This is a genomic window from Dyadobacter psychrophilus (genome assembly GCF_900167945.1).
Lineage (GTDB): Bacteria > Bacteroidota > Bacteroidia > Cytophagales > Spirosomataceae > Dyadobacter > Dyadobacter psychrophilus.
In genome coordinates this window covers 64,920-90,201 of sequence record NZ_FUZA01000010.1, presented here as the reverse complement: position 1 = coordinate 90,201, position 25,282 = coordinate 64,920, and the positions used below count along the sequence as shown (strand labels likewise).

Sequence of the window (25,282 nt, the reverse complement as noted above, 5' to 3'; positions counted from 1 at the left end):
GCCTGGCATGTATAGTGTAAAATCTTCTAACGGATCAACACTTTTTTGGTTTGCCGTGTATTGTTACCAAGATTAAGCAGATATAGCCCGCTGGAAATGTTGTCCTGGGGTTTTAGAATAAATGTATTTCCTGTTTTTGAAAGCGAAAATGCAATGTTCCTGCCCTGAATGTCATGAAGCGTAATTTTATCTGGATTTTCATTTTTCAGGACAAACCGCACTTCGCGATTCACGACCGGATTGCCCAGAAGCTCGAAAGCAACGCTATTGGCATTATTCGCAATCACAACAATGGCAGAACGTTCCGTACTTCCGTCTAAATCGACCATTTTGAGCCGGTAATAGTTGTTTCCAGGCAAAGGTGCCTCATCCCGAAAGCCATAATGCTGTGTAACATTAGTGGTTCCTTTGGACTGGATGCGGCCCAGGTTAAGGAATTCGGCCGCGTCGCCGCTGCGTTCCACTTCAAAGTAGCTGCTGCCCGATTCTTCGGTCGTGATCCAGGAAAGCGCCACAGCATTTTCCAGCAAATCACCCCGGAATTTTGTGAGTGTGACAGGCATGTTTACCGAGCAATAATTAATGATTTCCACGATAATAGGGTCAGACAAATCGGGCGAGGTAAGCACAACCCAGATGGATCGTTTACTTTCCATAATATCATATGGGTAGGCCACATTCATTTTGGTAATCGGAAGTGTTGACGACAATGTGACTGTGCTTTCGGAGATAAATTCGTCGTCAGGACCGAACGTGGTTTGGCCGCTGGTTAAAACACCGTCATCCAGATACAGTTTATAGGTAACCTCAAAGGCGGTTGGATTGGCAGTAGTAATGCTGAGGTCGTAAGTTCTGGGCCCATCCGGCTCATTGCAGTTGATTTCGCCGGTGATCGCCGGATCTTTGATCGTGAGTGGGATGGAGGTCGCAACACAATGAACAGGAGGGTGTTTGTCGGCTTCGGCCTGTGTTGACCAAATATCGCTTTTTAATTCCGGAAGGTCCTCGCAGGCTCCGGGAACAACGAGTTGAACGTTGCTGATTGTGATTTTGGACAGTTTACCGCCAAGATCTTCCTCCATAATGGATAAACCCGCGAAAAGCGGAGTAACATTATCTTCGTCGGGGCCGTAATTGGGAAGCAGGAAAGCTGTGCCGTCCGTGTTGATGGCTATTGTTCCCAGCGCATCAACCAGATCGTCGCCGTCCGGCGCCTTCTTGTAATCAAGCCCCGGATAATCTTCTGCTGTCCACAAATGTACATAGGTATACTTGTTACCGTTGTTCCTATCAATTGTGAACGAGACGGTTACATTCACGGTGCAATTTGGGTCAGTGTCCGAAACACTGATTAATTCAACTTTGGGATCGGCGATTGTGCAGGGCTCCTGAGAGCGGAAACTAATGGACAGACCGACCACGATCATCCATAGGATTGGGTAGAAAGTTTTCACGATATGGAACGTTTTTTAAGTGTAAATGATGAATTAATATACCATCATTCATCTTAAAAAAATTAAATTCCGACCCTTTCGTGAAGTTGTTTTACAGAATTTTTAGGAAAAAAATGACTTTCTCGAACTATATATATAATGCAATTTAATCTTTTTATAATCTTGTAGAAATAGTGCTGAAGTGAATGGCGAAAGTAAATACAGCGCTCTGATTACAAGTATTTTGCAGTCGATTTAGGTTGTTAAGGTATGTAATTTTCAGTGAACTGCACAAAGTTGAATTGCTTATTTTTTTATTTAATTTCAAACAACCCGTCACTGAAAGTTAACATTGGAATAATTATATTTTATTAAACAGCCTTATCCTTGTTCTGTGCTATTTCTTTGGGGATGCTAAACAAGGTGCGCCAGTCTAAACCAAGGCATGTTGAATGCTTATCGGGTCACCAGCATATTCCATGTTGATTTTTTGTTGATCATTGAAATTGAAAACATGTCCGTCACGCCTTACCTCTTCGGTTTTGGAAAAATCCAGCTCCTGGATTAACCAGCCTTCCTGTTGCGGTGATTTCATTGCAACGATGCCTTCTTCCGGCAAGTCCTTATCAGGCGTTGAGTAGATAGCCGCATATCCGTAGTTAATATCCACGGCAGGAGACCATTCGGCATTGCCAACTGTTTGCGAAACAGTCACATATGCTTGATTTTCTAATGCGCGAGCCCTTGCTCCCACATGTACGCGGGTGGCGCCGCGAATGGTTTCTGTGCAGCTGGGGGCAAGAATGAGTGAGGCCCCTGCCTGACACAGCATTTGAGAACCTATCCCAAATTCAACATCATAGCAGATCTGAACGCCAAATTTGCCCCATGAAGCTTCAAAAACAGTCAGCACTTTTGGCGCACTTGCAATGCCCCAATGTTCATTTTCGAAGCGGGTCATGAAAAATTTGTCCTGATAACCCGCAATGCCTTTTGGCGAAAAAACAAAAACCCGGTTCAAATGCTTACTGTTTTCAACAACAGGCAAGCTGGGGGCTGCAATGATAACATTGTATTTACGGGCGAGCTCTGCAAAGACGCTGCAAAACGACTCTTTAAAAGCGTCCATTGCGGCCACTTGAAGCAGGATATCCCGCTGGATATCAGGAGATAAAATGCTGACCAGCTCCATCGAGCCGTATTCCGGAAAAAGCAAAAGATCGGCGCCTTTCGCTGCCGCATCGCCTACCCATTGTTCGATGTGTTTTTGCCAGGCTGCGAAATCGGTGTGCCGGGTAATCGGATATTGGGCGGAGGCAACAATGACGGACTTAGCCATTTAGTTTTCGAGTGTTTTGATCCAGAAAATCATTTGTTTGGGCGAAGAAGATGTTTCGCCGATATCAGGCCATTCCATGATGCTTTGCAATGCCGGTTCCTTAGCATAGCCACGTTTGAGCCAGAATGCATCATTAGGACGATAATCTGCTGGTTTTCCAGGATGATTATCACCTCTTTCAACCGAACAAAAACAGCTTAGTTTGAAATTGCCAAAACTCCTGGCATGTGCTTCGCGCTCATCGAAAAAGCGGTGCCCAACGCCAAGCCCGCGGTATTCCGGTAATAAAATGCTTTCGCCGAAATAAAAGATGGTGCTGATGTCAAAACCCGCGTCTTCAAATGGTTTGCGGACTTCTGCCGCTTCGTCTGAAAGCGGAATGCAGGTTGTTGCGCCCACCATTTTGCCATTATCAAAAACGGAGAATAAAAAAGCGCGCTCGGACTGGACGTAGATTTGCAGGTAGTCTTTTTCATAATCCAGAGAACCTTCGTATAAATAAGGATAATCATGAAAAACCGCGATCCGCAATGCGCCCAAGGCCTCTACAACGGCCGCGATTTCAACGCCCTGATAGGCTCCGAAGGTAAGTTGATCAGTCATTTTTTGGCTTGGAAACCAGGTCTATCCAGAGCGGCAAATTATAATAAGTGGTGACCCGGCAGATTTTCTCGTTTTTTAATTCCAAAAATGCAGCAGCAGGAAGCTTGTAAGATTGCCCGTAAGCCTCCGGTAAGCCTTCTTCGCCTTTTTTATAAATTCCCCTTACAACAAATTCCACCGCAATTCGGGAGTCGTCCGGTGTTGTGAAAAAGACCATATCCGTCAAAGTTTCTTCGTAGGACTCATCCATTTTCCCCAGAAACTCAATGAATTTTTCAATGCCGATACGCACATCGCCCTGGTTGGGTTCGTGCCTTACTTCGGGGTGCAGGAGAGCCAGCATGCCCTCCCAATTTTTTTGGTTAAAGCTCGTATAATATGCTTGTACGATGTCCAGAGATGCCATATCGGAATGTTAATGTTTGTATTGATAATAAAATAGAGCCGGAACTAGTTCACGGGAACATATATAAAAGTGCCGGTTACAGTCCATGTTTTAACATAAGTGCGGCCATGATAAGTCATCTGGTTCCCTTCAAAATGTTCGGCAATAATGCAGTCGGGCAGAAAGGTTTTATTTTCCAGAATATGCGAAGGGTTACGCACTTTTACATGCTCAAAATGCCGGTCGGGGGCCCTCAGAACATATTGGTAGGCGTAATCCAGGCTGGATTCCAGAAAGTCGAAGCCGATATTTTTAGCACCAATCGAGTCCACGTAAAAGCGCATCTTCGCGGCCTGTTCAGCATAATCTCCCCAGACGATTTTTTCAGGTTTGGAAAATAAAATGCTAGGCTGTTTCAAGTTCATATTAGCCTTACCAATGTTGATATTCAGGTTAAATGCTGAGTTAATTTTTGGAAAAACCTCTTCAAAAAACCATTTGGTAGAAAGCAGCGGATGGCTTGTGCTCAAAACTGCGAAAGGCAGCGCAAAAAGCCAGAGTATCAAACTCAAAAGAACAGGGAATGCGCGGATTTTGAGTGAGCCGTAAACGATCCCAATGATGGGCGCAATGAGTAAGAAAAATGGAATATGCAGCCTCGAGCCGTATATCTGATACCCGATGAAAAAACAGAAGAGCAGGAAACTCGCAAATGACAAGGCCGCGAACCAGCAGGCGGTTTTGGATAACTTTGTAAAAAATAATAGGGGCAAAGAGAAGATAACCAGCCACATAGCAAGAAAGTTGTGGGCGAAATCTTCATTAAAGTTCAGCTTGTTCATCTTAAAGATCATTCCGGTCCCGGCCGGGTTTAGCGGAATGCCTATAAACTGATGAAACCGATCCAATGTACTCATCATAACCTGGTTATATCGATCTCCCGGTGACACAAATCCTAAATGAAGAAAAACGTGTTTGGTTGTGGAAGAAAGCAAGTTTGCCGGATTTGAAACGTCATTTTTGTTGCCATTACTCATTCTCCCGATCGGCGTTTCGTAAATCTGGTAAGTCCTGTACCAGAACGGCCCGTTAAGCAGCATCATCATCAAAACAGCCCCGCCAATCAGAAAGGCCAGCGGCTTCCATTGAAGCGGTTTTGAGATCATGAAGAAGAAAACATATGCAGCAAAAGGAAGGGTATAAAATACAAAAGTCCCCTTCGTCATCATCCCCAAAGCCGCTGCCAAAACGAGCAGGATGAGGGAAATTTTATTGGTTTGCCGAACATAGTCGAAAGCGTGAAATGCGCAGGCAACGATGAAAAATGCCACCACAATGTCATTCTGCGTCGTCATGGATTCGAGGACAACGATTGGCAGAGTAACACCAAAACAAAGCGCCACCCGCATGGCCGCGCGCTTTCCGGAAAGCATTTCAACCAGCAACGAAATGTACATTAACAGGCCAACCAGGCACCCCCATTGCAATAATTGAAACGCCCGTTCGCTGTTGGACAACAAAAATGAATGCAAGTGCACATACTCCGAAAACGGGCTGAACGAGATAGAACGTTCGATATGAGAAGCGTAATGATTGACATTTCCGTTCTGGATCCAGTAGCCGAGCCTGCTCAAATGATAGGCCATAGAATCCATATTATTAGGGGCCGCAACCACCGCAACGATAAACGTGAGTGTCAAAATCGAGCATAAAATCACATTGGTAAACGTGCCGGTGTCATGGAAAAATATCCGGCCGGAAGACGACCAAATCTTTAAAATATCGGGCATGGAAACATTCTCCCTTTTGCTCAGTCGCCGAAAAAGCAGCATAAGGGCAATATTCAGGATCGTCCAGGCTGTTTTTATAGAAGTTGCGTTAACAAAATTCGCAGGACTAAGCATTTCGGTAGACGCGGCGATGAAGAAAAATATGCCAATCGCGGCAGTCAATAATGAGCGGCGGAATGCTTGCGGGCTTCCGTTATAAAATGCCAGGAAGCAATTGGCTGTGCCCAGCCAGATTGCCAGCGGAATTAGAAATATCATGTGAAGGGTTAACAGCTTTGGCTAGTTTCGAAGGTCAAAACTAACTAATTCGATCAAAAAACGTTCGGATTTTGCCACCGATGGGCACATTGATTATTTGACGGCGCTTTTTAATCCCGAAACCAGGTCGGCAATGTTGAAGTATTTCGAGGCGTGCAAAGCCGATTCCATCTGCCAAATTGCAGCTTCATCCTGGCGATCGCAATGCACCCTATATGTTGCGTGGTCATGATCAGTAACACCGAAACCTTCGCGCTGCAATGCTCTTTTAGTCCAAAAAGCCAGCATCGGATCGCCGGAAATGCAGATGGAATGCGTGCATACATCCTGATAAATATTGAATGTGCCACTGCTTTTGTCAAAGAAAAAGCCACTTTTCGCAAATGCCGATTCAAACGCGCCGTTCAGCACAAGATCTTCCGGAACTCCCGTGACAATTAACCCGTCAGGTTGCATAAGCCACAGCATATCAGCTGCTTGCAATGCAAGATCGAGCTCGTGCGTGCTTAACAGTATTGCTTTTCCCGTTTGCCGTGCCAGTGTATGCAATAAACGCATCATTTCCACGCGGTTAGGCAGATCTAAATGTGCGGTTGGCTCGTCAAGCAGAATGAGCTCCGTATCTTGTGCGAGTGCGCGGGTTAGCATTACTTTTTGCCGCTCTCCGTCGCTCAGCTGATGAATTTTCCTGTTAATTAAATCCTCAACATGGGTTAATGAAATGGCTTCATCGATCTTTTTTTGATCCGCACTGCTTAGGGCACCCAGCCAACCGGTGTAAGGTGTACGTCCTAATGTAATGACTTCCAGTGCAGTAAGGTTGCCGGCTTCAATACGTTCCGTCAAAACCAGGCTGAGTTTCTGCGCCAATTCAGCAGATTTCAAGGTGGCCAGCGGCTGTTGTCCGATATACACAACGCCTGCCAAAGCGGGTTGCAAGCCGGCGATTGTACGCATTAATGTTGATTTCCCAGAGCCATTGGAGCCTAGCAAGCAAACAAGTTGACCGGGTTCTAATGTCAGGTTCAGATTTTCGGAAATGACCCTTTCCGTGCTCCTGGTTTTGTATCCGATAGCAAGCTCCTTCGTTTCCAGAAATGGTTTTACATCGCTCATGAGAAAGAAGAACGGAGGTTATTACGGCTGATAATGATCCAGATCACCACCGGCGCACCTAGTAATGAGGTCACTACATTGACAGGAATGACGGTTTGCATGCCGGGCATTCCCATGCCGGGCATCTGGGCAATAATATCACATAAAAGCAGCAGCACCATGCCGGTCAGGCAACATCCCGGAATCAGTACGCGATGATCCGAAGTGCCAAACAATGAGCGGGTTATATGCGGAATGGCAATGCCGACAAATCCGATCGGCCCGCAAAATGCAGTAATGCTGCCTGTTAGCAAGCTCGTGCTGAGCATAATGATGAGCCTTGTTTTTCCAATGGTTAGTCCCATGCTTCTTGCATAATTTTCCCCCAACAAAAGAGCATTAAGTGCTTTGGAGGATATGAATGCCAGTAAAAGGCCAAATGCGACAACGCCCGAAAGAGCGTACAGGTGATATTGCGTAACGCCTCCCAGCGACCCGAAAGTCCACATAATGTATTCCTGCAACTGTTCGGGCTGACTGAAATATTGCCAAATGCTGACAATAGAGAGGGTTATAGTCCCGATCATTACGCCAACGATCAGCAAAATCACATTGTCCCTGATCCTTCCTGCTATTAATAAAATGAGTGACAGAACCAGCGCTGATCCCAGGGAAGCCATTACAATGATCAGCCAGCTTCCGGAAACGCCAAGCTTGCTGATCGCATACATACTCGCACTGCTTCCGCCGGCAAGCATAACGGCCGCCACGCCCAGTCCGGCTCCGGCGGTAATGCCCAGCTCAGACGGACCGGCCAGTGGGTTTCGAAATAATGTTTGCATTTGCAATCCGCTGACAGACAACCCACAACCAACCAGAATGGCTGTTATTGCTTTTGGGATGCGGATTTTTTCAATGATGAATAACCAGGCAGTGTTTTCGGATTCTTGTAGAAAGATTATTTTAGAAACTTCTTTAAAAGGAATCTGGACCGAACCGAGCATTACATCCAATATAAAGAACAAGATCGCAAGCATGATCAGCCCCACGAAAATTAGTCGATGCGCGGTTGCCGGAGATTTGAGCGAAGGTTCTTTTTGGGCGGTTTCTGCCATTATTTGAGCTGTTTGTAATAAACTAAATGATGCTCTGGCAACAATTCCGGATGCAATATTTTGATCAGATCAGAAAGCACGATGTCCGGATTTACTGTTCCCGATTCAAAAAAATCATTAGCGCCCTGGTCATTGACACGGCCATTGTAACTGAACATCCGCCCCGATTTGTAAGCCTTGAAGTCGCTGTAACGCGAATCTTGCGCCAAAATATTGGCCTTTGTATCACTTTTATCAAACCCAACATTCAGCCACGCATCGGCCTCCAGTGCGATGGGATATACGGCCTCAAAATTTAATGGCAAGCTCCCCGTCGCCTTCGTTTTACTCCAATGATAATCGCCACCCGCATCCCGGAAAAATTGCGACATGTAACTATCGCCATTGGGCAAAAACCAGGCGTCTTTTGTGTTCAGGCCGGAAATGATTGATGGCTTGCTTTTCACTTCTTTTGCAAGCTCAGAGAGCCTGACATATTTTGCCTCGATGTTACCAAACCTTTCGTTGACCTCTTTTTCCTTATTAATTAGCGCCGCAACGAGCTTAACCCACTCAGCGCGTGCCAATGGCGTTTTTTCAGTCCATTCCGAATTAATCAGCACTGGAATGCCGGCTTGCGCCAGAATCTGATATTGATCTGTTTTTGCACCCGGGCCACCCATCGCCATCACTACATCCGGATGCATTTCCACCAATTTCTCCTCGTTCAAGCCTTGATCCTGGCCAATGTTCACGACTTTTCCGGCCTTAATCAATGCCTGGATTTTATTCGAATAAATGTATTGCGGATTACTCAGCCCGGTAACAATGGTTTCCGAGTTTAGAAATTCGAGCAACGCAACATGCATGGAAGAAGTCGCAACAATGCTTCGCAAAGGAATTTCAATCACCTGCGCTTCTTCTAAACCTTCCGGCCGCGCAGTCCCTCTTTCCAGTAAAATGTATTTTGCAGTGTCTGTTGTATTTTCAAACGGGCTTAGTATGCTAACGATTTTGTAATTATCATGATAGGTGATTGTGAAGCCCTTCGCATGATTGATTTTGGTTTGGACAGGATAAGAACTTTGCCCGGCCTCAGAATCCTGTTTTTGAGATTGTGTTTGCTCGGAATTGCAGCCTGAAAAAAGGAAAAGAGATAAATGGATTAAGAAAAAAAATATTAAGTTTTTAGAGGAACGTTGGAGATTCATTCAATGAGAATTTGAGGCAATGAGTTTGAATGTAGGTAAGCGTCTTCTTGACATTTTCTAGTCGTATTTGAATTGTATCAAAAAAGTCACTCAAAAATAGCATTAATTTTCGGGGAGTGGAGACGGATGCTGATTTGTCAGTTGGCACACTTTTAATATTTTCCAAGCCATGCCAGCACAATCTCTTTTACAATTTACAGGGAAAAGTATATACTGCGCCGTTGCGGATGCACACATTGATCCATGGATCCCCGTCGACCGGGCCATCATTACACACGCACATAGCGATCATGCGCGCTGGGGAAGCAAGCATTATCTGGCCCATAAGGACAGTGAGCCCATTTTGCGATTGAGATTAGGACAGGATATTTCGCTGCAAACAGTTGAATACTACGAGAAATTTGTAATTAATGGCGTGACATTTTCGCTGCACCCGGCCGGACATATCATTGGTTCTGCGCAGGTTCGGGTTGAATATAAAGGAGAGGTTTGGGTGGCCAGCGGCGACTATAAGTTGGAAAACGACAACTTCGCAAAGCCGTTCGAACCAGTGAAATGCAATGTGTTTATTACGGAATCAACATTCGGTTTGCCCATTTACAAGTGGCAGCCACAGCACGAAGTCATGACCGAAATAGACAATTGGTGGCGGCAAAATAAAAACGAAGATAAAGCCAGCGTGCTGATGGGTTATTCACTGGGCAAAATGCAGCGGATTCTGAAAAATATTGAGTTGCAAGATAAAGTCATTTATGCACACGGAGCCATTTATACATTAAATGAAAGGTTAAGGCAAGCAGGTTTCGACTTGCCGGAATTGACATTGGTAACCAAGGAAACCGACCGGAAGTTATTTCGTGGCTCACTCGTATTGGCTCCGCCATCTGTCGATAGCAGCACATGGATTAAGAAATTTGCACCTTACTCATTGGGATATTGCTCCGGATGGATGGCGTTACGCGGTGCCAAAAACCGCCGTGCCGTTGATCAGGGCTTTGTTTTAAGCGATCACGTGGATTGGCCAGACTTGAATACGGCCGTAAAAGAATCGGGCGCAGAAAAAGTATATGTCACACACGGCTACACAAGCATTTACGCAAGATATCTCAACGAAAACGGCATTGAAGCAGGCGAAGTCCACACGATGTACGGCAACGAAGACGAAAACGAGGAAGAAGAAGTAGTCCAGGATATCAGTGCCGGAACCGAGGCCTATCAACAACACAAAGAATCGTTGGATGAAGAAATCACGATCAACTCAAAGTCTACAATAAAAAGTCCCCAACAGGGTATTTAGGGGTATGAAACAATTCGCAGAACTCTTCATGAATCTGGACCGCACCAACAAAACCAATGCAAAGGTGGAGTTGATGAAGCAATATTTTCTGACCGCTTCGGACGAGGACAAGCTATGGGCGCTAACGCTTTTTACGGGCCGACGACCTTCGTTTAAGGTTAACCGAACCATGGTGAAGGAATGGGCTGCCGAAGAGGCGGGCATTCCGATGTGGCTTTTTCAGGAAAGTTACCATAGTGTGGGCGACTTGGGAGAAACCATTTCCCTGCTTTTACCCAATAACAAAGTCGATGGTTCCGACAGATCGCTCACGGAATGGTTCCGTTATCTGGGAATGCTTCCCGGCATGACGGATGAAGAAAAACATGACCATATTTTACAAGCCTGGATGCAACTGTCTCAACACGAGACATTTGTGTTTAATAAATTATTGATGGGCAGTTTCAGGATTGGCGTTTCGCAGACGCTGGTTGTGCGTGCATTAGCGGAAGCCACCGAAACCGATTCTAATGTGATCGCACACCGTGTAATGGGCCAGTGGGAGCCCGCCGGGACCACTTTTGAGCAATTGATCCTGGATAAAGGTGAAAATGACAATGCATCAAGGCCTTATCCATTTTTCCTTGCCTATCCGATTGAAGGTGATGTTTCGGGCCTGGGAAATCCAGAAGACTGGTTTGCAGAATGGAAATGGGACGGAATCCGGTCACAAATTATATATCGCAACAATGAGCTTTTTATCTGGACACGCGGCGAAGAATTATCGACCGAAAAGTTTCCCGAACTACATTTCCTAAGCGAGATCCTGCCAAACGGAACAGTGCTTGATGGGGAAATTGTAAGTTATATGGATGATAAGCCCATGCCATTTAATGTGTTGCAAACCCGCATTGGAAGAAAAAATCTATCAAAAAAAGTGCTCGAAGAGGCGCCCGTTGCATTTCTTGCTTATGACATCCTGGAAGCGAATGGCGTCGATATCCGGGGCCTGACCCAGCAACAGCGCCGGGTTGAGCTGGAATTGGTTCATCAAAAAGCTCCAAGTCAGCTTGTATTTAATCTTTCACCGCTTATTGATTTTAAAGAATGGGCGGTTTTGCGTGAATTACACACCCTATCCCGGCAAAATATCGCGGAAGGGTTCATGATCAAAAGGAAAGAAAGCACTTATCAGGTCGGCCGTAAAAAAGGCGACTGGTGGAAATGGAAAATCGATCCGCTAAGTGTTGACGCCGTGCTCATATACGCTCAGAAAGGCTCAGGAAGGCGGGCTGAACTTTTCACTGATTACACTTTTGCTGTTTGGGGTGAAGATGGAAAACTGGTCCCGTTCGCAAAAGCCTACTCCGGGTTAACGGACGTCGAAATTGGCCAGGTCGATTATTTCATTAAAAGAAATGTCCTTGAAAAATTCGGCCCTGTGAGAACCGTAAAGCCAGAACTGGTTTTTGAAATCGGCTTCGAAGGCATCAACGAATCATCCAGGCACAAATCCGGCATTGCAGTAAGGTTTCCAAGGATTCTGCGTTGGCGAAAGGATAAAAAGGCTGAGGAAGCTGACACGTTGGAGGCTTTGAAGGGGATTTTGGAGATGTATAGGTGAGGTTACCAGAGAATTTTAACAATGTCTTTGTACTTCTCAAATTTTTCATCTGCTGAAATAACCACCAAACTCTCAGACATTGCTGTCGCTAAAATGAGCCGATCAAACGGATCACCATGGCCAGAAATATAAGGAATAATTTCGTAGCAATTGAGTGCAGTGTCTGAGATCGGCAAAATTGTAATTCCGATTCTTTCTAGTTCCTGAATGTATTCGGATATCGATTTCGAGAGTTCCAGCTTTCCGATTTTCTTCTTGATTGCAATTTCGAAAAAGGATATTATACTAACAGAGCAGGGAGAGTTTGGGTCAGAAATTATGGATTTGGATTTTTCGGAAAGGCGGTTCTCTTCGTCCAATGCCCAAAGGACTACATGTGTGTCTAATAAATAAGCCATCACATGTAGTCCTTCAAATCATCGATTGGATCATTGAAGTCGTCCGACATCCTGATAGTCCCTTTCATTGTGCCAAGAGGTCGTTTTTTCAATATCCCTGATTGATCAGGATCATCCATAAATGTGATCAGCACTTTTGATCTTGTTTTTAAGGGAGGAATTTCCTTCAAGATCACCTTTCCATTTTCGTATATTCCTTCTATTGTAGTTAGCATGTCGTGATAGTATGAGTTGTAACAAATATACCAAGAATATAATATTTAAATATAATTTAGCTTTTACCAGCAAAACGACGCGCTATGGAATAAGTTTTTACTATTGAAATAACATTTATCTCAAAAACCAACTTGACCAAATCCCCCGGACATAGCATCGCTGAAAATTGGTTTAAATCCAAAAAATGGAAGTGGGCGGCTTTTCAGAAAGAGGCGGCGGAGGCTTATCTGGATGGGAAAAGCGGGTTGGTGAATGCGCCTACCGGCAGCGGAAAGACTTACTCACTTTGGGTTCCGATCCTGATCAGGCATATGAATGAGCGAAGTAACAAGGAGCTGAAAGCCAAACGCGGCCTGCAAGTGCTCTGGATCACACCCTTACGTGCTCTTTCCAAAGATTTGTTCCGGAACATGGAAACGGCAGCTTTGGAAATGAACCTTACCTGGCGCGTAGGCATTCGCACAGGGGACACGAATACAAAAGACAGAAGCGATCAGAAGAAGCAAATGCCTGATGCGCTGATCATTACGCCGGAAAGCCTCCACATTCTTTTTGCCCAAAAAAACAGTTCGGAAACATTCAAAAACCTCCATACAGTCGTTGTCGATGAATGGCATGAGCTGATGGGAAGCAAGCGCGGAACGCAAACGGAACTGGCGCTTGCACGGTTAAGAAGCCTGAAACCCGACCTGCAAACGTGGGGCATTTCGGCGACGATCGGGAATCTGGAAGAAGCAAAACATGTGTTGCTGGGCATGAAGTTTCCGGTCAGCAAATCTGCGGTTATCAAAGCAAATACGGATAAAAAGATCCTGGTAGAAAGCATTATCCCACCGAGAGTTGAGACACTGCCGTGGTCGGGTTATATGGGGACGCGATTGGTTGATCAGGTTGTGGAGGTTGTGAATCAGAGCAAAACAACATTACTTTTTACAAATACCCGATCGGGAACGGAAATCTGGTATCGGACGATCATTGACAAATACCCTGAATTTGCCGGCATTATGGCATTACACCATGCTTCGCTCGATCGCGAGATTCGCGATTGGGTCGAGGAGGCGCTGCATGACGAGCGCTTAAAACTGGTCATTTGCACGGCAAGCCTTGATTTAGGAGTCGATTTCAGACCGGTGGATACAGTTATACAAGTAGGCAGCCCGAAAAGCATCGCCCGATTTATCCAGCGTGCAGGTAGGAGCGGGCATAGGCCCGGGGTGGATAGTAAAATATATTTTTGTCCAACCAATGCACTGGAACTCATTGAAGCCGTTTCCCTGCGGGAAGGTGTTGTCAAAAATATGCTGGAAGATCGACCGCCCATTGCGCACGCATTTGATGTGCTCGCACAATGGATGATGACTTTGGCTGTTGGCGAAGGTTTTGACGAAGCTCAATTGTTTGAGGAAGTCTGCGATGCTTACGGATATCAATATCTGAACCGGCAGGAATGGGAGTGGCTTTTGGGATACATTACCACCGGAAGTTCGTCGCTGCAAGTTTATGATGAATACAAAAAGGTGGAGCGGGTCGATGGAATTTACAAAGTGACAAGCCGTCGCGTTGCATTGCGCCATCGATTGAGTATGGGCACAATTGTTTCAGAAACAGGCATTAAGGTCAAATTGCAGTCTGGAAAGTATCTCGGAACGGTTGAGGAATCATTCGTTACCTGGATGAAGCCGGGCGACGTTTTTACATTTGCAGGCATGACCGTTGAATTTGTCAGGATTCACGAAATGACCGTCAGTGTCAAAAAAGCCGAAGGTAAAAAGGGTTTTCTCGTGCGCTGGGCTGGCGGGAGAATGCCGCTATCCTCGCAATTATCCACATTTATCCGGGAACGGCTTGCTGATGCTATTGAAAATCCGCATAAGGAGCTCGAACTAGCCAAAATGCGGCCGCTCCTGGAATTGCAGGCAAGTCGTTCGATGATCCCAAAAACGGATCAGCTTCTCATTGAGCAATGCGAAACGCGGGAAGGCTACCATATTTTTATTTTTCCGTTTGAAGGCCGGTTGGTGCACGAAGGCATGTCGATCATTCTCGCTTACCGGATTAGTAAGCTGACGCCTATTACGTTTTCGGTTGCCATGAATGACTATGGATTTGAGTTGTTGAGCGACCAGTATGTTGATTTTGAGAAGATAATGAATGAAGTCGATCTTTTTTCAACCAAACATTTGGTCGACGATATATACCAAAGCGTGAACGCTACGGAGATGGCGAAGCGGAAATTCAGGGAAATTGCGGCAATTTCGGGATTAATGTTTCAGGGCTATCCAGGAAAAAACATGAAAACGCGGCAGTTACAAGCTTCGAGTTCGCTGCTTTTCACGGTTATGAGTAAGTATGAAGATAATAATTTGCTTATCAAGCAGTCTTATCAGGAAGTTTTGACATATCAATTGGAGGAAGTTCGGATGCGGCAGGCGCTGGATCGGATCGCAAATCAGAAAATTATCGTCAAGCAAACCCGTAAACCAACGCCTTTTTCGTTTCCTATCATGGTGGACCGGTTGCGCGAGCAGTTAACTTCGGAAAAGCTGGATGACCGGATCCAGAAAATGATCAAACAGTATAGTAATGCAGATTGAAATCAGAGGCAACCATTTTATTTTACTCACACAAAGAGCCATTTTTTGGGAAGAAACGCAGACTTTATTAATCGGAGACCTCCATTTAGGGAAGATCACGCATTTCAGGAAAGAAGGCATCGCAATCCCGCCCAATGCCATTGACAACAATTTTAAAAGACTCAACGAACTCGTCCAAACTACCGGCGCAACCCGTATTATCTTTTTGGGCGATCTTTTTCACGCCCAATACAATGCAGAATGGGACCTTTTCAAAACCTGGCGCACGGCACATCACTACATTGAAATGCTTATCGTGATCGGAAACCACGATATTTTGCCGGTCAGTTTGTTTTTGGAAGCAGATTTGGAAGTGCATATGAATGATTTTGAAGAAGGGGATTTTCTCTTTACCCACCACCCAAAAGTCGATGCCATTTCAGAAAAATTCATCTTCGCCGGCCACGTCCACCCCGTATTCACAACCTACGGAAAAGGTCGCCAAAGCGTACGTTTGCCATGTTTCGTAATCGATAACCACCAAGCTATTGTTCCCAGTTTCGGTGTTTTTACAGGAGGTTTTCAAATGGACCTGGCCAAGGATCGGAAGATATATATTACTACTGAGACTAAGGTTTTTTCGGTTTGTTAAAGAGTTGGAAGAAAGTTAATTAGCCAAAAACTGGAAAAATATGGAATTGGATTCCGTATTTTTCCAGTTTTTGGCTAATTTCAATTTATGATAGAACGTCTTGCTGCCTTAAAAATAACCCAGTTAGCCCGCTCATTTAAGTCCGTGGCTGTCACTGGGCCGCGTCAATCTGGCAAAACTACGCTGGTAAGGAGCTTATTCCCTGACAAACCATATCTGTCTCTTGAAAATCCGGACATTAGGAGATTTGCTATTGAAGATCCACGTGGCTTTCTGGCGAGGTACGAACAAGGAGCCATTTTCGATGAGGTACAGAGAACACCAGAGTTATTTTCCTATTTACAGGAAATCCTGGACGACTCGTCTGAAACTGGCCGCTTTGTTTTGACCGGGTCAAATAATTTCCTGCTTCAGCAGAACATTTCGCAAACACTGGCAGGTCGCGTTGCTATTATCAACTTGCTGCCGTTTAGTACAGCTGAAATATTTCCTGATCATCAAACTCCGCCGGATGAAAACCTTTTAATGTTAAAGGGGCACTATCCTCCGATTTACGATCCAGGCATTCCTCCCGAAGATTGGTTTCCCAATTATTTGCGTACTTACATTGACCGCGATGTGCGCCAAATTAAAAATATTACCGATCTCATTGTTTTCGAACGCTTTATCCGTCTTTTGGCCGGAAGAACAGGTCAGGAATTAAATCTCACCTCACTCGCTGTTGACACAGGGGTAGATACTAAAACCGTTCAGTCCTGGATTGGTATTTTGGAGAGCAGTTTCATCATTTACTTGCTGCGTCCACATTTCAAAAACTTTAATAAAACGCTGATAAAAAGGCCAAAAATTTATTTCTACGACACGGGATTGGTTTGTTCTTTATTGGGAATCACCGATGAGGAGCAGCTGGCATTGCATCCCTTAAGAGGAAGTTTATTTGAATGTTTGGTAGTGACTGAACTTTTAAAAAAGCGGACGAATGCCGGAAAGCCTGTTAACCTATATTATTGGCGAGATAAAACCGGGCATGAAGTAGACGTTGTGGTTGACAACGGTCTCACATTATTGCCCATTGAAATCAAAGCCGGAAAAACCATAAACGGCGAATTTTTCAAAAGTCTCTTGTACTGGAATAAGTTAAGTGGCGAGCGAAAAGCATACATTATCTATGCAGGCAATCAGGAAGAAGAGCGTTCAAATGGAGTAAATGTTATCAATTGGTTTGAAATGGTCAAGAGGGATATTTAGTTGATAAAATGCTACGCCCTTTTAGGAGAGACCTCGCATTTCGCTTCCGCTATCCGTTTGAAAGAACTCCTTTACGATCTCAGATTGCTGCATTAACGCAGGTTCGTTACCGATAAATTTTTCATTCCTGCCGTTCATTTCTTTGTTTGTCGAATTTTGTAGTGTGTTCATATTTTTGATGAAGTTTGATTGTGAAACTTGATTGAACTGAACCCGGATGCCGTTGTTGTGTGGCAATGCTCCGGGTTTTTTCTTAGCACTGATTTACGGAAAACTCCCTAAAATTTAGATAAATAAAAAGCCTTTTTAAGGCTTGTATTTGACAATGGTTTCAATCTCAAAATGACCCTTAATACCTATTCGCCGTTAAATTTTTGATTCCTGCCGTTTGTTTTTCCGTAGGATAAATAGTCAAGGCTGATTGCGAAATTTGACGGAGTGGATTTCTCCGAACATTTAGTTTCCGAGTTGACCCCCGATTTAGCTCTGCTAGGTCAGGGGTTCGTTGTAAGAGGGCCAGGTTTCAAATTTATTGGAAGAAAGGCCGCGTCCCGCTTACCCTCCGGCAAATCCTTCCTATTCCCGGCCATATTCATAAACTCCAAAATCTCGCCATATCTCGCATTCCATGGATTAAAAAATTGTGTAATCATCGGAATGTGTTTTTTACTTTTCTGGATGTGGTAAGGAGTTTCTGTGGCGTAGGGTTGCAGGGCTGCGATGAATTTTTCGTTGCTTTTCAGGATCGATGGATAGGTTTTTCCGCCGCGATAAATGAGCATAGGGGGCATGTTATGGTGCAAATGATAAAGCGGAGTGGCTTCCTTCCAGGTTTTCGGGTCGTTGGAAAATGTGTTGAGATAGGTGTTTCCTTTTTCAAACTTTTCTTCGGTCAAATAACCATGCATATCCAGCCCGGCCGCGTCGATAAGGATGAGGCCGGCGAGTGGCTTTTCCAGGCCAATGTTTTTGAAATAATGCTCATCGGTTGCTAAAAGCGCTGCAAGGTGACCGCCTGCGGAGTGGCCTGATAAGAAGATTTTATCCGGGTCGCCTCCATATTGACTAATATTTTCCTTCACCCATTTTACCGATTTTGCGACGGAGATGGCCATTGCGGCATAATCCGCAGCCGGGCTTAAGGGATAATCAACAATCACAGTTACAACGTCTTTCTTGGCCCAATGTCCTCCGATAATGTTGTATTGCGACTTTTTACCTGAATTCCAGTTGCCACCGTGCACAAAAATCAGGACGTTCTTAGGTTCGGAATGCTTCTTTGGAGCGAACACATTCAGTTGCTGTTCGGTGGAAGTTTTATCCGCTTTTTGGTATACAATATTCTTCGACTTCGTTATTCTTTTGAAAGAACATCCTGACAATGTGAGCATAAATGCGCCCAATAAAATAATTAAAACGATCAGTGTGATACGCGCCTCCGATTTCATAAATGTTGTCTCTATTATGCTGACACATACGCTGAAAGCTCTTTGAAAGATTACAAAACAAGTAGTTAAATAATGGCGCAGGCTTAATTTTATTATTCTGATCGATAAACACATTAGGATATGGCTGAGCTGATTAACATTAAAGTGAACGGCAAAACTCACCGCGTGACGGCGGATCCGGAAATACCGCTGCTTTATCTTTTACGGAATAATCTCCAATTGAATGGCCCGAAATATGGCTGTGGGATTGAGCGTTGCGGCAGTTGCATGGTGCTCCTGAATGGCAAAGCGCAACCTTCTTGCGTAATCCCGGGCTCGGCTGCGGCGGTTTACGAGGTGACAACTCTGGAAGGGCTTTCTAAGAATAATGTGCTTGATCCTATTCAAGAGGCATTTATTGAAGAGCAGGCGGCACAATGCGGCTATTGCATGAACGGCATGATCATTTCGGCAAAAGCATTGTTGGCAGAAAACAAAAATCCGACAGACCAGGAAATACGGCAGGCGTTGCAACGGAATCTGTGCCGCTGCGGAACACACACGCGGATTATCAGTGCAGTGAAAAAGGCGGCGGCTAAACTAAATAAATAATGAAGCAATTCGATGATATAAAGTCTGGCAGGCGTGAATTTCTTCGAAGTTCGGGTTATTTATTAATGGGTTTTACGCTCATGCCCGGGCTCGGCTTTTCGACTGAACCGGATGAATGTTACTCGCCGGAGCAAATATTGATTGCCGATCGTGAAGCGGTCGACTCATGGATTAGGATTGATGAGCAGGGGATTTTGACTGTATTGACCGGTAAAATGGAGCTTGGTCAAGGCATACGGACTGCATTGATGCAAATGGCGGCTAAGGAACTGGACATTGATATAAAGCAGGTTAGGATTATTATCGCGGACACCGGTCAAACGCAGGATGAGCGCTATACGGCGGGTAGCGGTTCCATTGAAGGAAGTGGAAACGCAATCAGAAACGCGGCTGCTGAGGCCAGAAAATACCTTTTGATATTGGCCGCGAAGGAATTGAAGTCCAATGTTGCGGAACTTTCAGTCAATAACGGAATTGTAAAATCAGCCAAAAATCAGAAAACAGTTGCTTACAAAGATCTGGTAAAGGGGAAGCGCCTGGAAGCAGAAGTTACCGGTAAATCTGAACTGAAAAAACCTGCTGATTACAAGCTGGTCGGCAAGCCCATCAAAAGAACAGATATTAATGACATTGCTGCTGCGAAAACGCACTTCATCCAGGATCTTCGCTTGCCGGATATGGTGCATGCGCGGGTGATGAGGCCGCCGGTTTATAGTGCTCGGTTGGTTTCGTTTCCAACGGATGAGATCCAGAAACTGCCAGGTGTTTTGAAAGTTGTGGTCAATGGAAATTTCGCTGCTGTGATCGCATCACAGGAATTTGAAAGCATTAAAGCGCTTGAAAAGATGAAGCAGCTGGCGAAGTGGGATAGTAAACCGATAACGCCCTTGCCAGGTCAGCTATATGCGGATATGATCAAAAATGGCAGTGCTGGCGAAATTGTTGAGGGAGATAAAAGTGCGGATAAGAAGCTTTCTGAGAATACAATAACACTTGAAGCAGAATACAAACGGCCTTACCAAATGCATGGCTCCATCGGCCCGTCTTGCGCGATCGGGCTTTGGAAGGATGATCAGCTGACGATCTGGTCGCATACGCAGGGCGTTTTTCCATTGCGAAGCACGGTTAGCGATTTGGTGAATCTCCCGCTGGAAAAAATCAGGGTGATTGGCGTGCCGGGAGCGGGTTGTTACGGGCATAATGGCGCCGATGATGTGGGTGGTGATGCGGCATTACTGGCCTTGCAAATGCCGGGTAAGCCTGTTCGGGTGCAATGGATGCGTGAAGATGAGCACAAATGGGAGCCTTATGGGTCGGCCATGGTGCTTAACATTAAAGCTGCAATAAGTGAAGGGAAAGTTACGTCCTGGCAGACAGATATCTGGTCGGATACGCATAGCTCGCGGCCGGGGGGAAAGGCGGGACATCTGATTGCGGGACGGCATCTCGAAAAACCATTTGCTTTCGAAGGTGGCGGGTTCTCAGGCGGGAGCCATCGGAATTCGCTTCCGTTGTATGATTTTGAAACCAAAAACGTTGCTTTGCACAACTACAAAGGGCCTTTACGGACTTCTGCATTGCGAAGCCTGGGTGCTTACGGGAACATTTTCGCGTTGGAATCCTTCATGGATGAGCTGGCGGCGAAGGCAGGAAAAGATCCTGTTCGGTTCCGGCTGGATCATTTGAAAGACGCTCGCGCCAAAGAGGTGATTACAACATTGGTTACAAAAGCAGGTTGGGATTCAAATAAAAAAGCGGGGCTCGGAAAGGGATTCGCTTTTGCCCAATATAAAAATAACGCGTCCTATTTTGCTGTAAAAGCAGAAGTTCAGCTGGATCGCGCAACCAGAACTTACCGTTTGGTAAAGTTAACAGGCGTAATTGATTCGGGGCAGGCTATCAATCCGGATGGCATTATTAATCAAACTTCCGGCGGAATGATCCAGGCCGCCAGCTGGACAATGTTGGAGCAGGTTAATTATGGTGCTAATGGTGTGGAAAGCAATTCGTGGGAAACATATCCGATTCTTCGCTTCGAAGATGTGCCTGATACAGAAGTGTTTGTAGTTGACCGGCCGGAACTCAAACCACTCGGTGCGGGCGAGGCGGCGCAGGGGCCGGTTTCAGCTGCCATTGCTAATGCGATTTTTGATGCGACGGGAAGCAGGCTGAGGGAAATTCCGTTGACGCCGGATAAAATTGATTGGAGCAAAATCAGCTGATAACTACCGGACGAGCAGCATTGCTGAATGCAAGATGCCTTGAAATAACGCGGATCAATTCTTCTGCTTTGAATGGTTTGGTAACGAAATCATTGAAATGGCATGACGCAAGCTCCGGTGCATTTTCGGCGAAAGTGTCTGCTGTAAAGGCAATTACAGGAACATGCGCATATTTTGGATAAAGGCTGCGAATGGTCTTCATAGCCGTAATACCATCCATAACCGGCATTTGAATGTCCATTAAGATAAGGTCGTAATCACCGTCTCCGTCCAGGCTGTTAAGGACTTCCCTGCCATTTCCGCATATGGTAAATTCTGCCTCCCATCTTCTAAGTAAATGTTTGAGTAACATTTGGTTAGCAGGAACGTCATCCGCTGCAAGGATCCTGAAACCTTTCAGTGACAAGTTTTCAGGTGCATTTGCTGTTTCTTCCTCTATTGAAATTCCCCCTTTTCCGAAATTGAGCACAACACTGAATGTTGCGCCTTCTCCAAGCTTGCTTTTAGCGGAAATGGTGCCGTTCATCAGCTCGGTGATTTTCCGGGTAATACTTAAACCAAGGCCGGTTCCGCCGAAATATCTTGTGGCATTGTTGTGATGCGCCTGGGAAAAGCTGTCGAAAATATCGTTTAGTTTGTCTTCGGAAATCCCTATTCCTGAGTCAGATACGTCTATACGGAGGTCCACATTGGTTCCATGGTCTTTTTCCAGCTGAATGGCAATTTTGACAAAGCCATCTTCCGTAAACTTAATGGCGTTGCCGACCAGGTTAATTAAAATTTGGTTCAAACGATATGCATCGCCAAGCAAGATTTGCGGAACGTCATCGTCACATTCAAAAAGCAGGTTGATCGATTTCTCCTTAGCCCTTACTTCGAATGTCCTGATGAGGAAATCCAGCTTTTCTTTCAGGTCAAACTGGAAGCTGTCCAGCCCAAATTTCCCTGCCTCAATTTTAGAAAAATCCAGAATGTCGTTTAGTATAACGAGCAGGTTATCAGCAGAATTTTTGATCATTTTCAAATATTCCTTATCCTGACCTTTAAAATCACTGTTTAACAAAATATCCGTAAAACCAATAATCCCGTTCATCGGTGTGCGGATCTCATGACTCATGGTCGAGAGGAAATCAGACTTGATGCGGGTTGCTTCTTCGGCATCTCTTTTTGCTTGCAAAAGCTCTTGTTCGGCCAGTTTCCGGCTGGTAATGTCAATGGCTGTGCCAAGCACTTCCTGCACAGTTCCCTCTTCATTTCGCTTGAAAGGCACTTCCCGGGTAATAATCCAAACTTCCGAGCCGTCCTTATGTTTCAACCTGAACTCTTTTTCAATCACATCTACGTCCTTCACATAATGCCGCATATAATGATAATGGCGCCGGAATGTAAGCTGATCCTGGTTGTTAATGATCTGTTTAAGGCCGTTTTTTGTGTCGGTAACAATGTCGTCTTCCGAGTAGCCCAGTATTTTCCAGATCTGCTTATTATGAAAAATATTGGTCCATTTCTCAATGTCGATAACATATATAATGTTCGGCGAAAGGAGCGCAATTTTATTTATAAATTCCTCTTTTTCAGCCAGTTCTTGTCGAGCGTCTTCCCTTCCTTTTTCCACTTCGAGCATTTGCCCGAGCGTGTGGAAAGCTTTGGTCAGCTTCTCTGCATTGATCTCCGATTTTGGATAATAATCCGTAGCGCCGGCCTTCATCATCTCCACCGCAATCCGCTCGTCTCCCTGGGATGTGAGGACGATAACCGGCAATTGCGGCGCCATTTCCTTGATCTTTTTCAGCAATTCAAGACCGCTCGTTTTGGGCAGCTGATAATCCAGAAATACGCACCCCGGCACCCAGGAATCCAGGGTTAGCAGCGCATCCTCGGCATATTTGCAGATTTTTACCTCTCCAATTTCTACCTGAGACTTTTTGATCGCGCGAAGCAGATTCATCGCGTCGATCTCATCGTCCTCAACCAAAAGAATGCTTAAAGGTGCCATAGGAGGGAGGTAATGTGTGTTTGTTAGTTTTATCCGGGAAATTCGCAGAGTGTCCAGTAACTATTCAGCGTGGACACGGCCGAAATAAAGCGATCCATCGAAAGTGGTTTCAGGATATATCCGGCCACATTCAGGTTAAATGCCTCAATTTTGTCGCTGTCTTCATTAGAAGTTGTCATCACAAAAACCGACAACGAGCTCAGCTCGGGATCTTGGCGGATTTCTTTCAGGAACTCAATTCCACCCATTCTGGGCATGTTAAGGTCCAGCAACACAATTTTTGGCCGCGGACGGTCGGGCGAAACGGAGCGAAGCACTTCAAGCGCTTCAATGCCATTTGATGCGACGACAAGCGGGTTAGAAATGTTGTTTTTCTTAAATGCGCGCTTCACATTCATCACATCTACTTCATCGTCTTCAACCAATAATATGGTCATTGGAACTGGGTTTAAGAGGGACATTTGAGTAAAATTCTAGTTATTGAAAAGGGTTATTTTTGAGTGAGATTTCTTCTTCTTTGACTTCACTTTTGGGCCAGGTGAAAATGAATTTGGTGCCTTCTTTCATTTGGGATTCAATTCTGATCACGCCGCCTTTTTCATCAAGGATTTTTTTTACGATGGCCAATCCTACACCCGTGCTCTCGACCTCGTCGCGTGCCTGTAATGTTTGAAAAATGACAAAAATGCGTTCGTGAAATTCGGGGCTGATGCCAGGACCATTGTCGGCTACATAAAATTCAAATTTCTTATCATCCTCTTTCCAGCCAACGGTTATTTCAATTTCTGGCTTGTCATTGTACTTGATGCCGTTTGAAATGAGGTTCTGGAGAATTTGGGTCAATGTAATTTTTTCTGTTTCCAGCACGGTTTCCGTGTTTCCGTCGAAGACAAAACGGACCGGTTTTTTGCTGTTGAATGTCTCGTGCAGATCATCCAGTAACGAATTGATCACAAAACGCTCTTTTACGGTCTTGATCCTTCCCGCTCTCGAATAGGACAAAATGCCATTGATAAGGCTTTCCATGCGGTGAACGCGTCCGCGAAGCAGCTTGAACTGATCCAGTGTATCGCCTTCCAGCAAATGGCTGATATCCTCTTCAATCCACTCGGAAAGGTTGTTTATGGCACGCAACGGAGCTTTCAGATCGTGACTTACGACATAGGCAAACTGATCCAGTTCTGCATTGATGCGTTCCAGGTCACGCATGTAGGATTTTAATTTCTTTTCGGCTGAAACACGCTCGGTAACATCCGAAAAAGTGCCAATGTAGCCAGCCAAGACATTGTTAAGATATTGTCTGGTAAGCGAAACACCTATCCAGATCTCTTTTCTTTTTGCTGTAAAAATTTTAATTGTGGCATTGATCGTGGGGAGCTCGGAACTTAGCATTTCACCGATTTCCTCTTCGGAATCCGAAAAGAAATCCATCCAGTTTCGGTTGATGCATTCATTTACTGTATATCCCGTAATGGTTTCCCAGGCCTTGTTCATGTAAATAATGTTCCCACTTTGATCCAGCTGCACCAGAACTTCTGTAATGCTGCTGACCACCTCTTCAAGCCTTTTGTTGGTTAATGCGGCTTCCTCGGTCTTTTCCGCCGCAATGCGGCTTAGTTCGCGGTTGGCCTTGAACAATTCGCCGGAGCTTTGTTCAAGTATGAGCTCTACGCGCACCAGGTCGTCCTGATATTCGGTATATGCTTGATTTACAGACAATAAAAAGTCTTGTAGGTCGGGATGTTCGGCAAGTTCAGGCGGCAGTGATTTCCGGATCTGACGTTTCAGTAACCGGTGATAATTGACGTCCGTAAGTTCGGGCATGTTCAT

At 45.2% G+C, this 25,282-nt stretch carries 22 protein-coding genes; 7 read left to right on the top strand and 15 right to left on the bottom strand.

Going from position 1 to position 25,282, the window contains the following annotated elements:
* Window positions 1–26: 26 nt before the first annotated feature.
* The 8 genes from B5X68_RS25840 to B5X68_RS25805 form a co-directional block, all read right to left on the bottom strand.
* Window positions 27–1,454: a T9SS type A sorting domain-containing protein gene (locus tag B5X68_RS25840; RefSeq protein WP_082217663.1), complete on the bottom strand. Its 1,428-nt coding sequence runs from the start codon at window positions 1,452–1,454 to the stop codon at window positions 27–29.
* A gap of 412 nt (window positions 1,455–1,866) precedes the next feature.
* Window positions 1,867–2,772 carry a carbon-nitrogen hydrolase family protein gene (locus B5X68_RS25835; protein WP_082217662.1) on the bottom strand — a complete coding sequence of 302 codons (906 nt, stop codon included), beginning with the start codon at window positions 2,770–2,772 and terminating at the stop codon, window positions 1,867–1,869.
* A complete protein-coding gene (locus B5X68_RS25830) occupies window positions 2,773–3,375 on the bottom strand; it encodes a GNAT family N-acetyltransferase (RefSeq protein WP_082217661.1) in 603 nt (200 codons plus the stop codon).
* A complete protein-coding gene (locus B5X68_RS25825; RefSeq protein WP_082217660.1) occupies window positions 3,368–3,781 on the bottom strand; it encodes a nuclear transport factor 2 family protein in 414 nt (137 codons plus the stop codon). The genes B5X68_RS25830 and B5X68_RS25825 overlap by 8 nt, the downstream gene beginning before the upstream one ends.
* Before the next feature lie 44 nt (window positions 3,782–3,825).
* Window positions 3,826–5,808, bottom strand: a complete 1,983-nt coding sequence (locus B5X68_RS25820) for a glycosyltransferase family 39 protein (RefSeq protein ID WP_082217659.1) — start codon at window positions 5,806–5,808, stop codon at window positions 3,826–3,828.
* Between the two features lie 93 nt (window positions 5,809–5,901).
* Window positions 5,902–6,924 carry an ABC transporter ATP-binding protein gene (locus tag B5X68_RS25815; protein ID WP_082217658.1) on the bottom strand — a complete coding sequence of 341 codons (1,023 nt, stop codon included), beginning with the start codon at window positions 6,922–6,924 and terminating at the stop codon, window positions 5,902–5,904.
* Window positions 6,921–8,018 carry a FecCD family ABC transporter permease gene (locus B5X68_RS25810; protein ID WP_082217657.1) on the bottom strand — a complete coding sequence of 366 codons (1,098 nt, stop codon included), beginning with the start codon at window positions 8,016–8,018 and terminating at the stop codon, window positions 6,921–6,923. Before B5X68_RS25810 ends, B5X68_RS25815 begins: the two co-directional genes overlap by 4 nt.
* Window positions 8,018–9,208, bottom strand: coding sequence for an ABC transporter substrate-binding protein (locus B5X68_RS25805; RefSeq protein WP_082217656.1), 1,191 nt, complete (start codon window positions 9,206–9,208; stop codon window positions 8,018–8,020). Before B5X68_RS25805 ends, B5X68_RS25810 begins: the two co-directional genes overlap by 1 nt.
* Before the next feature lie 169 nt (window positions 9,209–9,377).
* On the opposite strand from B5X68_RS25805, the gene B5X68_RS25800 reads away from it, so the two are divergent.
* Window positions 9,378–10,505, top strand: coding sequence for a ligase-associated DNA damage response exonuclease (locus B5X68_RS25800; RefSeq protein ID WP_082217655.1), 1,128 nt, complete (start codon window positions 9,378–9,380; stop codon window positions 10,503–10,505).
* Window positions 10,506–10,509: 4 nt separating this feature from the next.
* Entirely contained in the window at window positions 10,510–12,108 is a 1,599-nt protein-coding gene (locus tag B5X68_RS25795) for an ATP-dependent DNA ligase (protein ID WP_082217654.1), read from the top strand.
* A gap of 2 nt (window positions 12,109–12,110) precedes the next feature.
* On the opposite strand, the gene B5X68_RS25790 is transcribed toward B5X68_RS25795, so the two are convergent.
* Both B5X68_RS25790 and B5X68_RS25785 read right to left on the bottom strand, forming a co-directional pair.
* Complete coding sequence (locus tag B5X68_RS25790; protein ID WP_082217653.1) at window positions 12,111–12,506, bottom strand: type II toxin-antitoxin system VapC family toxin; 396 nt, start codon at window positions 12,504–12,506, stop codon at window positions 12,111–12,113.
* A complete protein-coding gene (locus B5X68_RS25785; RefSeq protein ID WP_082217652.1) occupies window positions 12,506–12,721 on the bottom strand; it encodes a DUF2281 domain-containing protein in 216 nt (71 codons plus the stop codon). The genes B5X68_RS25790 and B5X68_RS25785 overlap by 1 nt, the downstream gene beginning before the upstream one ends.
* 132 nt (window positions 12,722–12,853) lie before the next feature.
* Between B5X68_RS25785 and B5X68_RS25780 the strand changes: the two genes are divergently transcribed.
* The 3 genes from B5X68_RS25780 to B5X68_RS28705 all read left to right on the top strand — a co-directional run bounded on the left by B5X68_RS25780 (window position 12,854) and on the right by B5X68_RS28705 (window position 17,195).
* On the top strand, window positions 12,854–15,316 hold the full coding sequence (locus B5X68_RS25780; RefSeq protein ID WP_082217651.1) for a ligase-associated DNA damage response DEXH box helicase: 2,463 nt from the start codon (window positions 12,854–12,856) through the stop codon (window positions 15,314–15,316).
* Entirely contained in the window at window positions 15,306–15,947 is a 642-nt protein-coding gene (gene pdeM / locus B5X68_RS28710; protein WP_141110416.1) for a ligase-associated DNA damage response endonuclease PdeM, read from the top strand. The genes B5X68_RS25780 and pdeM overlap by 11 nt, the downstream gene beginning before the upstream one ends.
* 87 nt (window positions 15,948–16,034) lie before the next feature.
* The gene (locus B5X68_RS28705) at window positions 16,035–17,195 is read left to right on the top strand and encodes an ATP-binding protein (protein WP_141110415.1); all 1,161 of its coding nucleotides are present in this window, start codon (window positions 16,035–16,037) and stop codon (window positions 17,193–17,195) included.
* A 21-nt stretch (window positions 17,196–17,216) separates the two neighbouring features.
* On the opposite strand, the gene B5X68_RS29025 is transcribed toward B5X68_RS28705, so the two are convergent.
* Window positions 17,217–17,366 carry a hypothetical protein gene (locus B5X68_RS29025; protein ID WP_170916727.1) on the bottom strand — a complete coding sequence of 50 codons (150 nt, stop codon included), beginning with the start codon at window positions 17,364–17,366 and terminating at the stop codon, window positions 17,217–17,219.
* A 323-nt stretch (window positions 17,367–17,689) separates the two neighbouring features.
* Window positions 17,690–18,643, bottom strand: a complete 954-nt coding sequence (locus tag B5X68_RS25765; protein ID WP_229208568.1) for an alpha/beta hydrolase — start codon at window positions 18,641–18,643, stop codon at window positions 17,690–17,692.
* Window positions 18,644–18,763: 120 nt separating this feature from the next.
* On the opposite strand from B5X68_RS25765, the gene B5X68_RS25760 reads away from it, so the two are divergent.
* Window positions 18,764–19,234 carry a (2Fe-2S)-binding protein gene (locus B5X68_RS25760; RefSeq protein WP_082217649.1) on the top strand — a complete coding sequence of 157 codons (471 nt, stop codon included), beginning with the start codon at window positions 18,764–18,766 and terminating at the stop codon, window positions 19,232–19,234.
* Entirely contained in the window at window positions 19,234–21,456 is a 2,223-nt protein-coding gene (locus B5X68_RS25755) for a xanthine dehydrogenase family protein molybdopterin-binding subunit (RefSeq protein ID WP_082217648.1), read from the top strand. The genes B5X68_RS25760 and B5X68_RS25755 overlap by 1 nt, the downstream gene beginning before the upstream one ends.
* On the opposite strand, the gene B5X68_RS25750 is transcribed toward B5X68_RS25755, so the two are convergent.
* The 3 genes from B5X68_RS25750 to B5X68_RS25740 are packed head-to-tail and all read right to left on the bottom strand — an operon-like array spanning window position 21,449 to window position 25,282.
* Window positions 21,449–23,452, bottom strand: a complete 2,004-nt coding sequence (locus B5X68_RS25750) for a response regulator (RefSeq protein WP_082217647.1) — start codon at window positions 23,450–23,452, stop codon at window positions 21,449–21,451. The two genes, B5X68_RS25755 and B5X68_RS25750, sit on opposite strands and share 8 nt — an antisense overlap.
* Window positions 23,453–23,481: 29 nt before the next feature.
* On the bottom strand, window positions 23,482–23,913 hold the full coding sequence (locus tag B5X68_RS25745; protein WP_082217646.1) for a response regulator: 432 nt from the start codon (window positions 23,911–23,913) through the stop codon (window positions 23,482–23,484).
* Window positions 23,914–23,929: 16 nt separating this feature from the next.
* Window positions 23,930–25,282 (bottom strand): sensor histidine kinase, encoded by a 1,353-nt coding sequence (locus tag B5X68_RS25740; protein WP_082217645.1) that lies wholly within the window; start codon window positions 25,280–25,282, stop codon window positions 23,930–23,932.

What these genes read in the sequence shown, in the direction of transcription:
- B5X68_RS25760 (WP_082217649.1), top strand. Translation starts at nt 18,764, where the DNA reads ATGGCTGAGCTGATTAACATTAAAGTGAACGGCAAAACTCACCGCGTG.
- B5X68_RS29025 (WP_170916727.1), bottom strand. Translation starts at nt 17,366, where the DNA reads ATGAACACACTACAAAATTCGACAAACAAAGAAATGAACGGCAGGAAT.
- B5X68_RS25785 (WP_082217652.1), bottom strand. Translation starts at nt 12,721, where the DNA reads ATGCTAACTACAATAGAAGGAATATACGAAAATGGAAAGGTGATCTTG.
- B5X68_RS25750 (WP_082217647.1), bottom strand. Translation starts at nt 23,452, where the DNA reads ATGGCACCTTTAAGCATTCTTTTGGTTGAGGACGATGAGATCGACGCG.
- B5X68_RS25805 (WP_082217656.1), bottom strand. Translation starts at nt 9,208, where the DNA reads ATGAATCTCCAACGTTCCTCTAAAAACTTAATATTTTTTTTCTTAATC.
- B5X68_RS25795 (WP_082217654.1), top strand. Translation starts at nt 10,510, where the DNA reads ATGAAACAATTCGCAGAACTCTTCATGAATCTGGACCGCACCAACAAA.
- B5X68_RS25745 (WP_082217646.1), bottom strand. Translation starts at nt 23,913, where the DNA reads ATGTCCCTCTTAAACCCAGTTCCAATGACCATATTATTGGTTGAAGAC.
- B5X68_RS25740 (WP_082217645.1), bottom strand. Translation starts at nt 25,282, where the DNA reads ATGAACATGCCCGAACTTACGGACGTCAATTATCACCGGTTACTGAAA.
- B5X68_RS25820 (WP_082217659.1), bottom strand. Translation starts at nt 5,808, where the DNA reads ATGATATTTCTAATTCCGCTGGCAATCTGGCTGGGCACAGCCAATTGC.
- B5X68_RS25835 (WP_082217662.1), bottom strand. Translation starts at nt 2,772, where the DNA reads ATGGCTAAGTCCGTCATTGTTGCCTCCGCCCAATATCCGATTACCCGG.
- B5X68_RS25815 (WP_082217658.1), bottom strand. Translation starts at nt 6,924, where the DNA reads ATGAGCGATGTAAAACCATTTCTGGAAACGAAGGAGCTTGCTATCGGA.
- B5X68_RS25755 (WP_082217648.1), top strand. Translation starts at nt 19,234, where the DNA reads ATGAAGCAATTCGATGATATAAAGTCTGGCAGGCGTGAATTTCTTCGA.
- B5X68_RS25800 (WP_082217655.1), top strand. Translation starts at nt 9,378, where the DNA reads ATGCCAGCACAATCTCTTTTACAATTTACAGGGAAAAGTATATACTGC.
- B5X68_RS25830 (WP_082217661.1), bottom strand. Translation starts at nt 3,375, where the DNA reads ATGACTGATCAACTTACCTTCGGAGCCTATCAGGGCGTTGAAATCGCG.
- B5X68_RS25765 (WP_229208568.1), bottom strand. Translation starts at nt 18,643, where the DNA reads ATGAAATCGGAGGCGCGTATCACACTGATCGTTTTAATTATTTTATTG.
- pdeM (WP_141110416.1), top strand. Translation starts at nt 15,306, where the DNA reads ATGCAGATTGAAATCAGAGGCAACCATTTTATTTTACTCACACAAAGA.
- B5X68_RS25790 (WP_082217653.1), bottom strand. Translation starts at nt 12,506, where the DNA reads ATGGCTTATTTATTAGACACACATGTAGTCCTTTGGGCATTGGACGAA.
- B5X68_RS25825 (WP_082217660.1), bottom strand. Translation starts at nt 3,781, where the DNA reads ATGGCATCTCTGGACATCGTACAAGCATATTATACGAGCTTTAACCAA.
- B5X68_RS28705 (WP_141110415.1), top strand. Translation starts at nt 16,035, where the DNA reads ATGATAGAACGTCTTGCTGCCTTAAAAATAACCCAGTTAGCCCGCTCA.
- B5X68_RS25810 (WP_082217657.1), bottom strand. Translation starts at nt 8,018, where the DNA reads ATGGCAGAAACCGCCCAAAAAGAACCTTCGCTCAAATCTCCGGCAACC.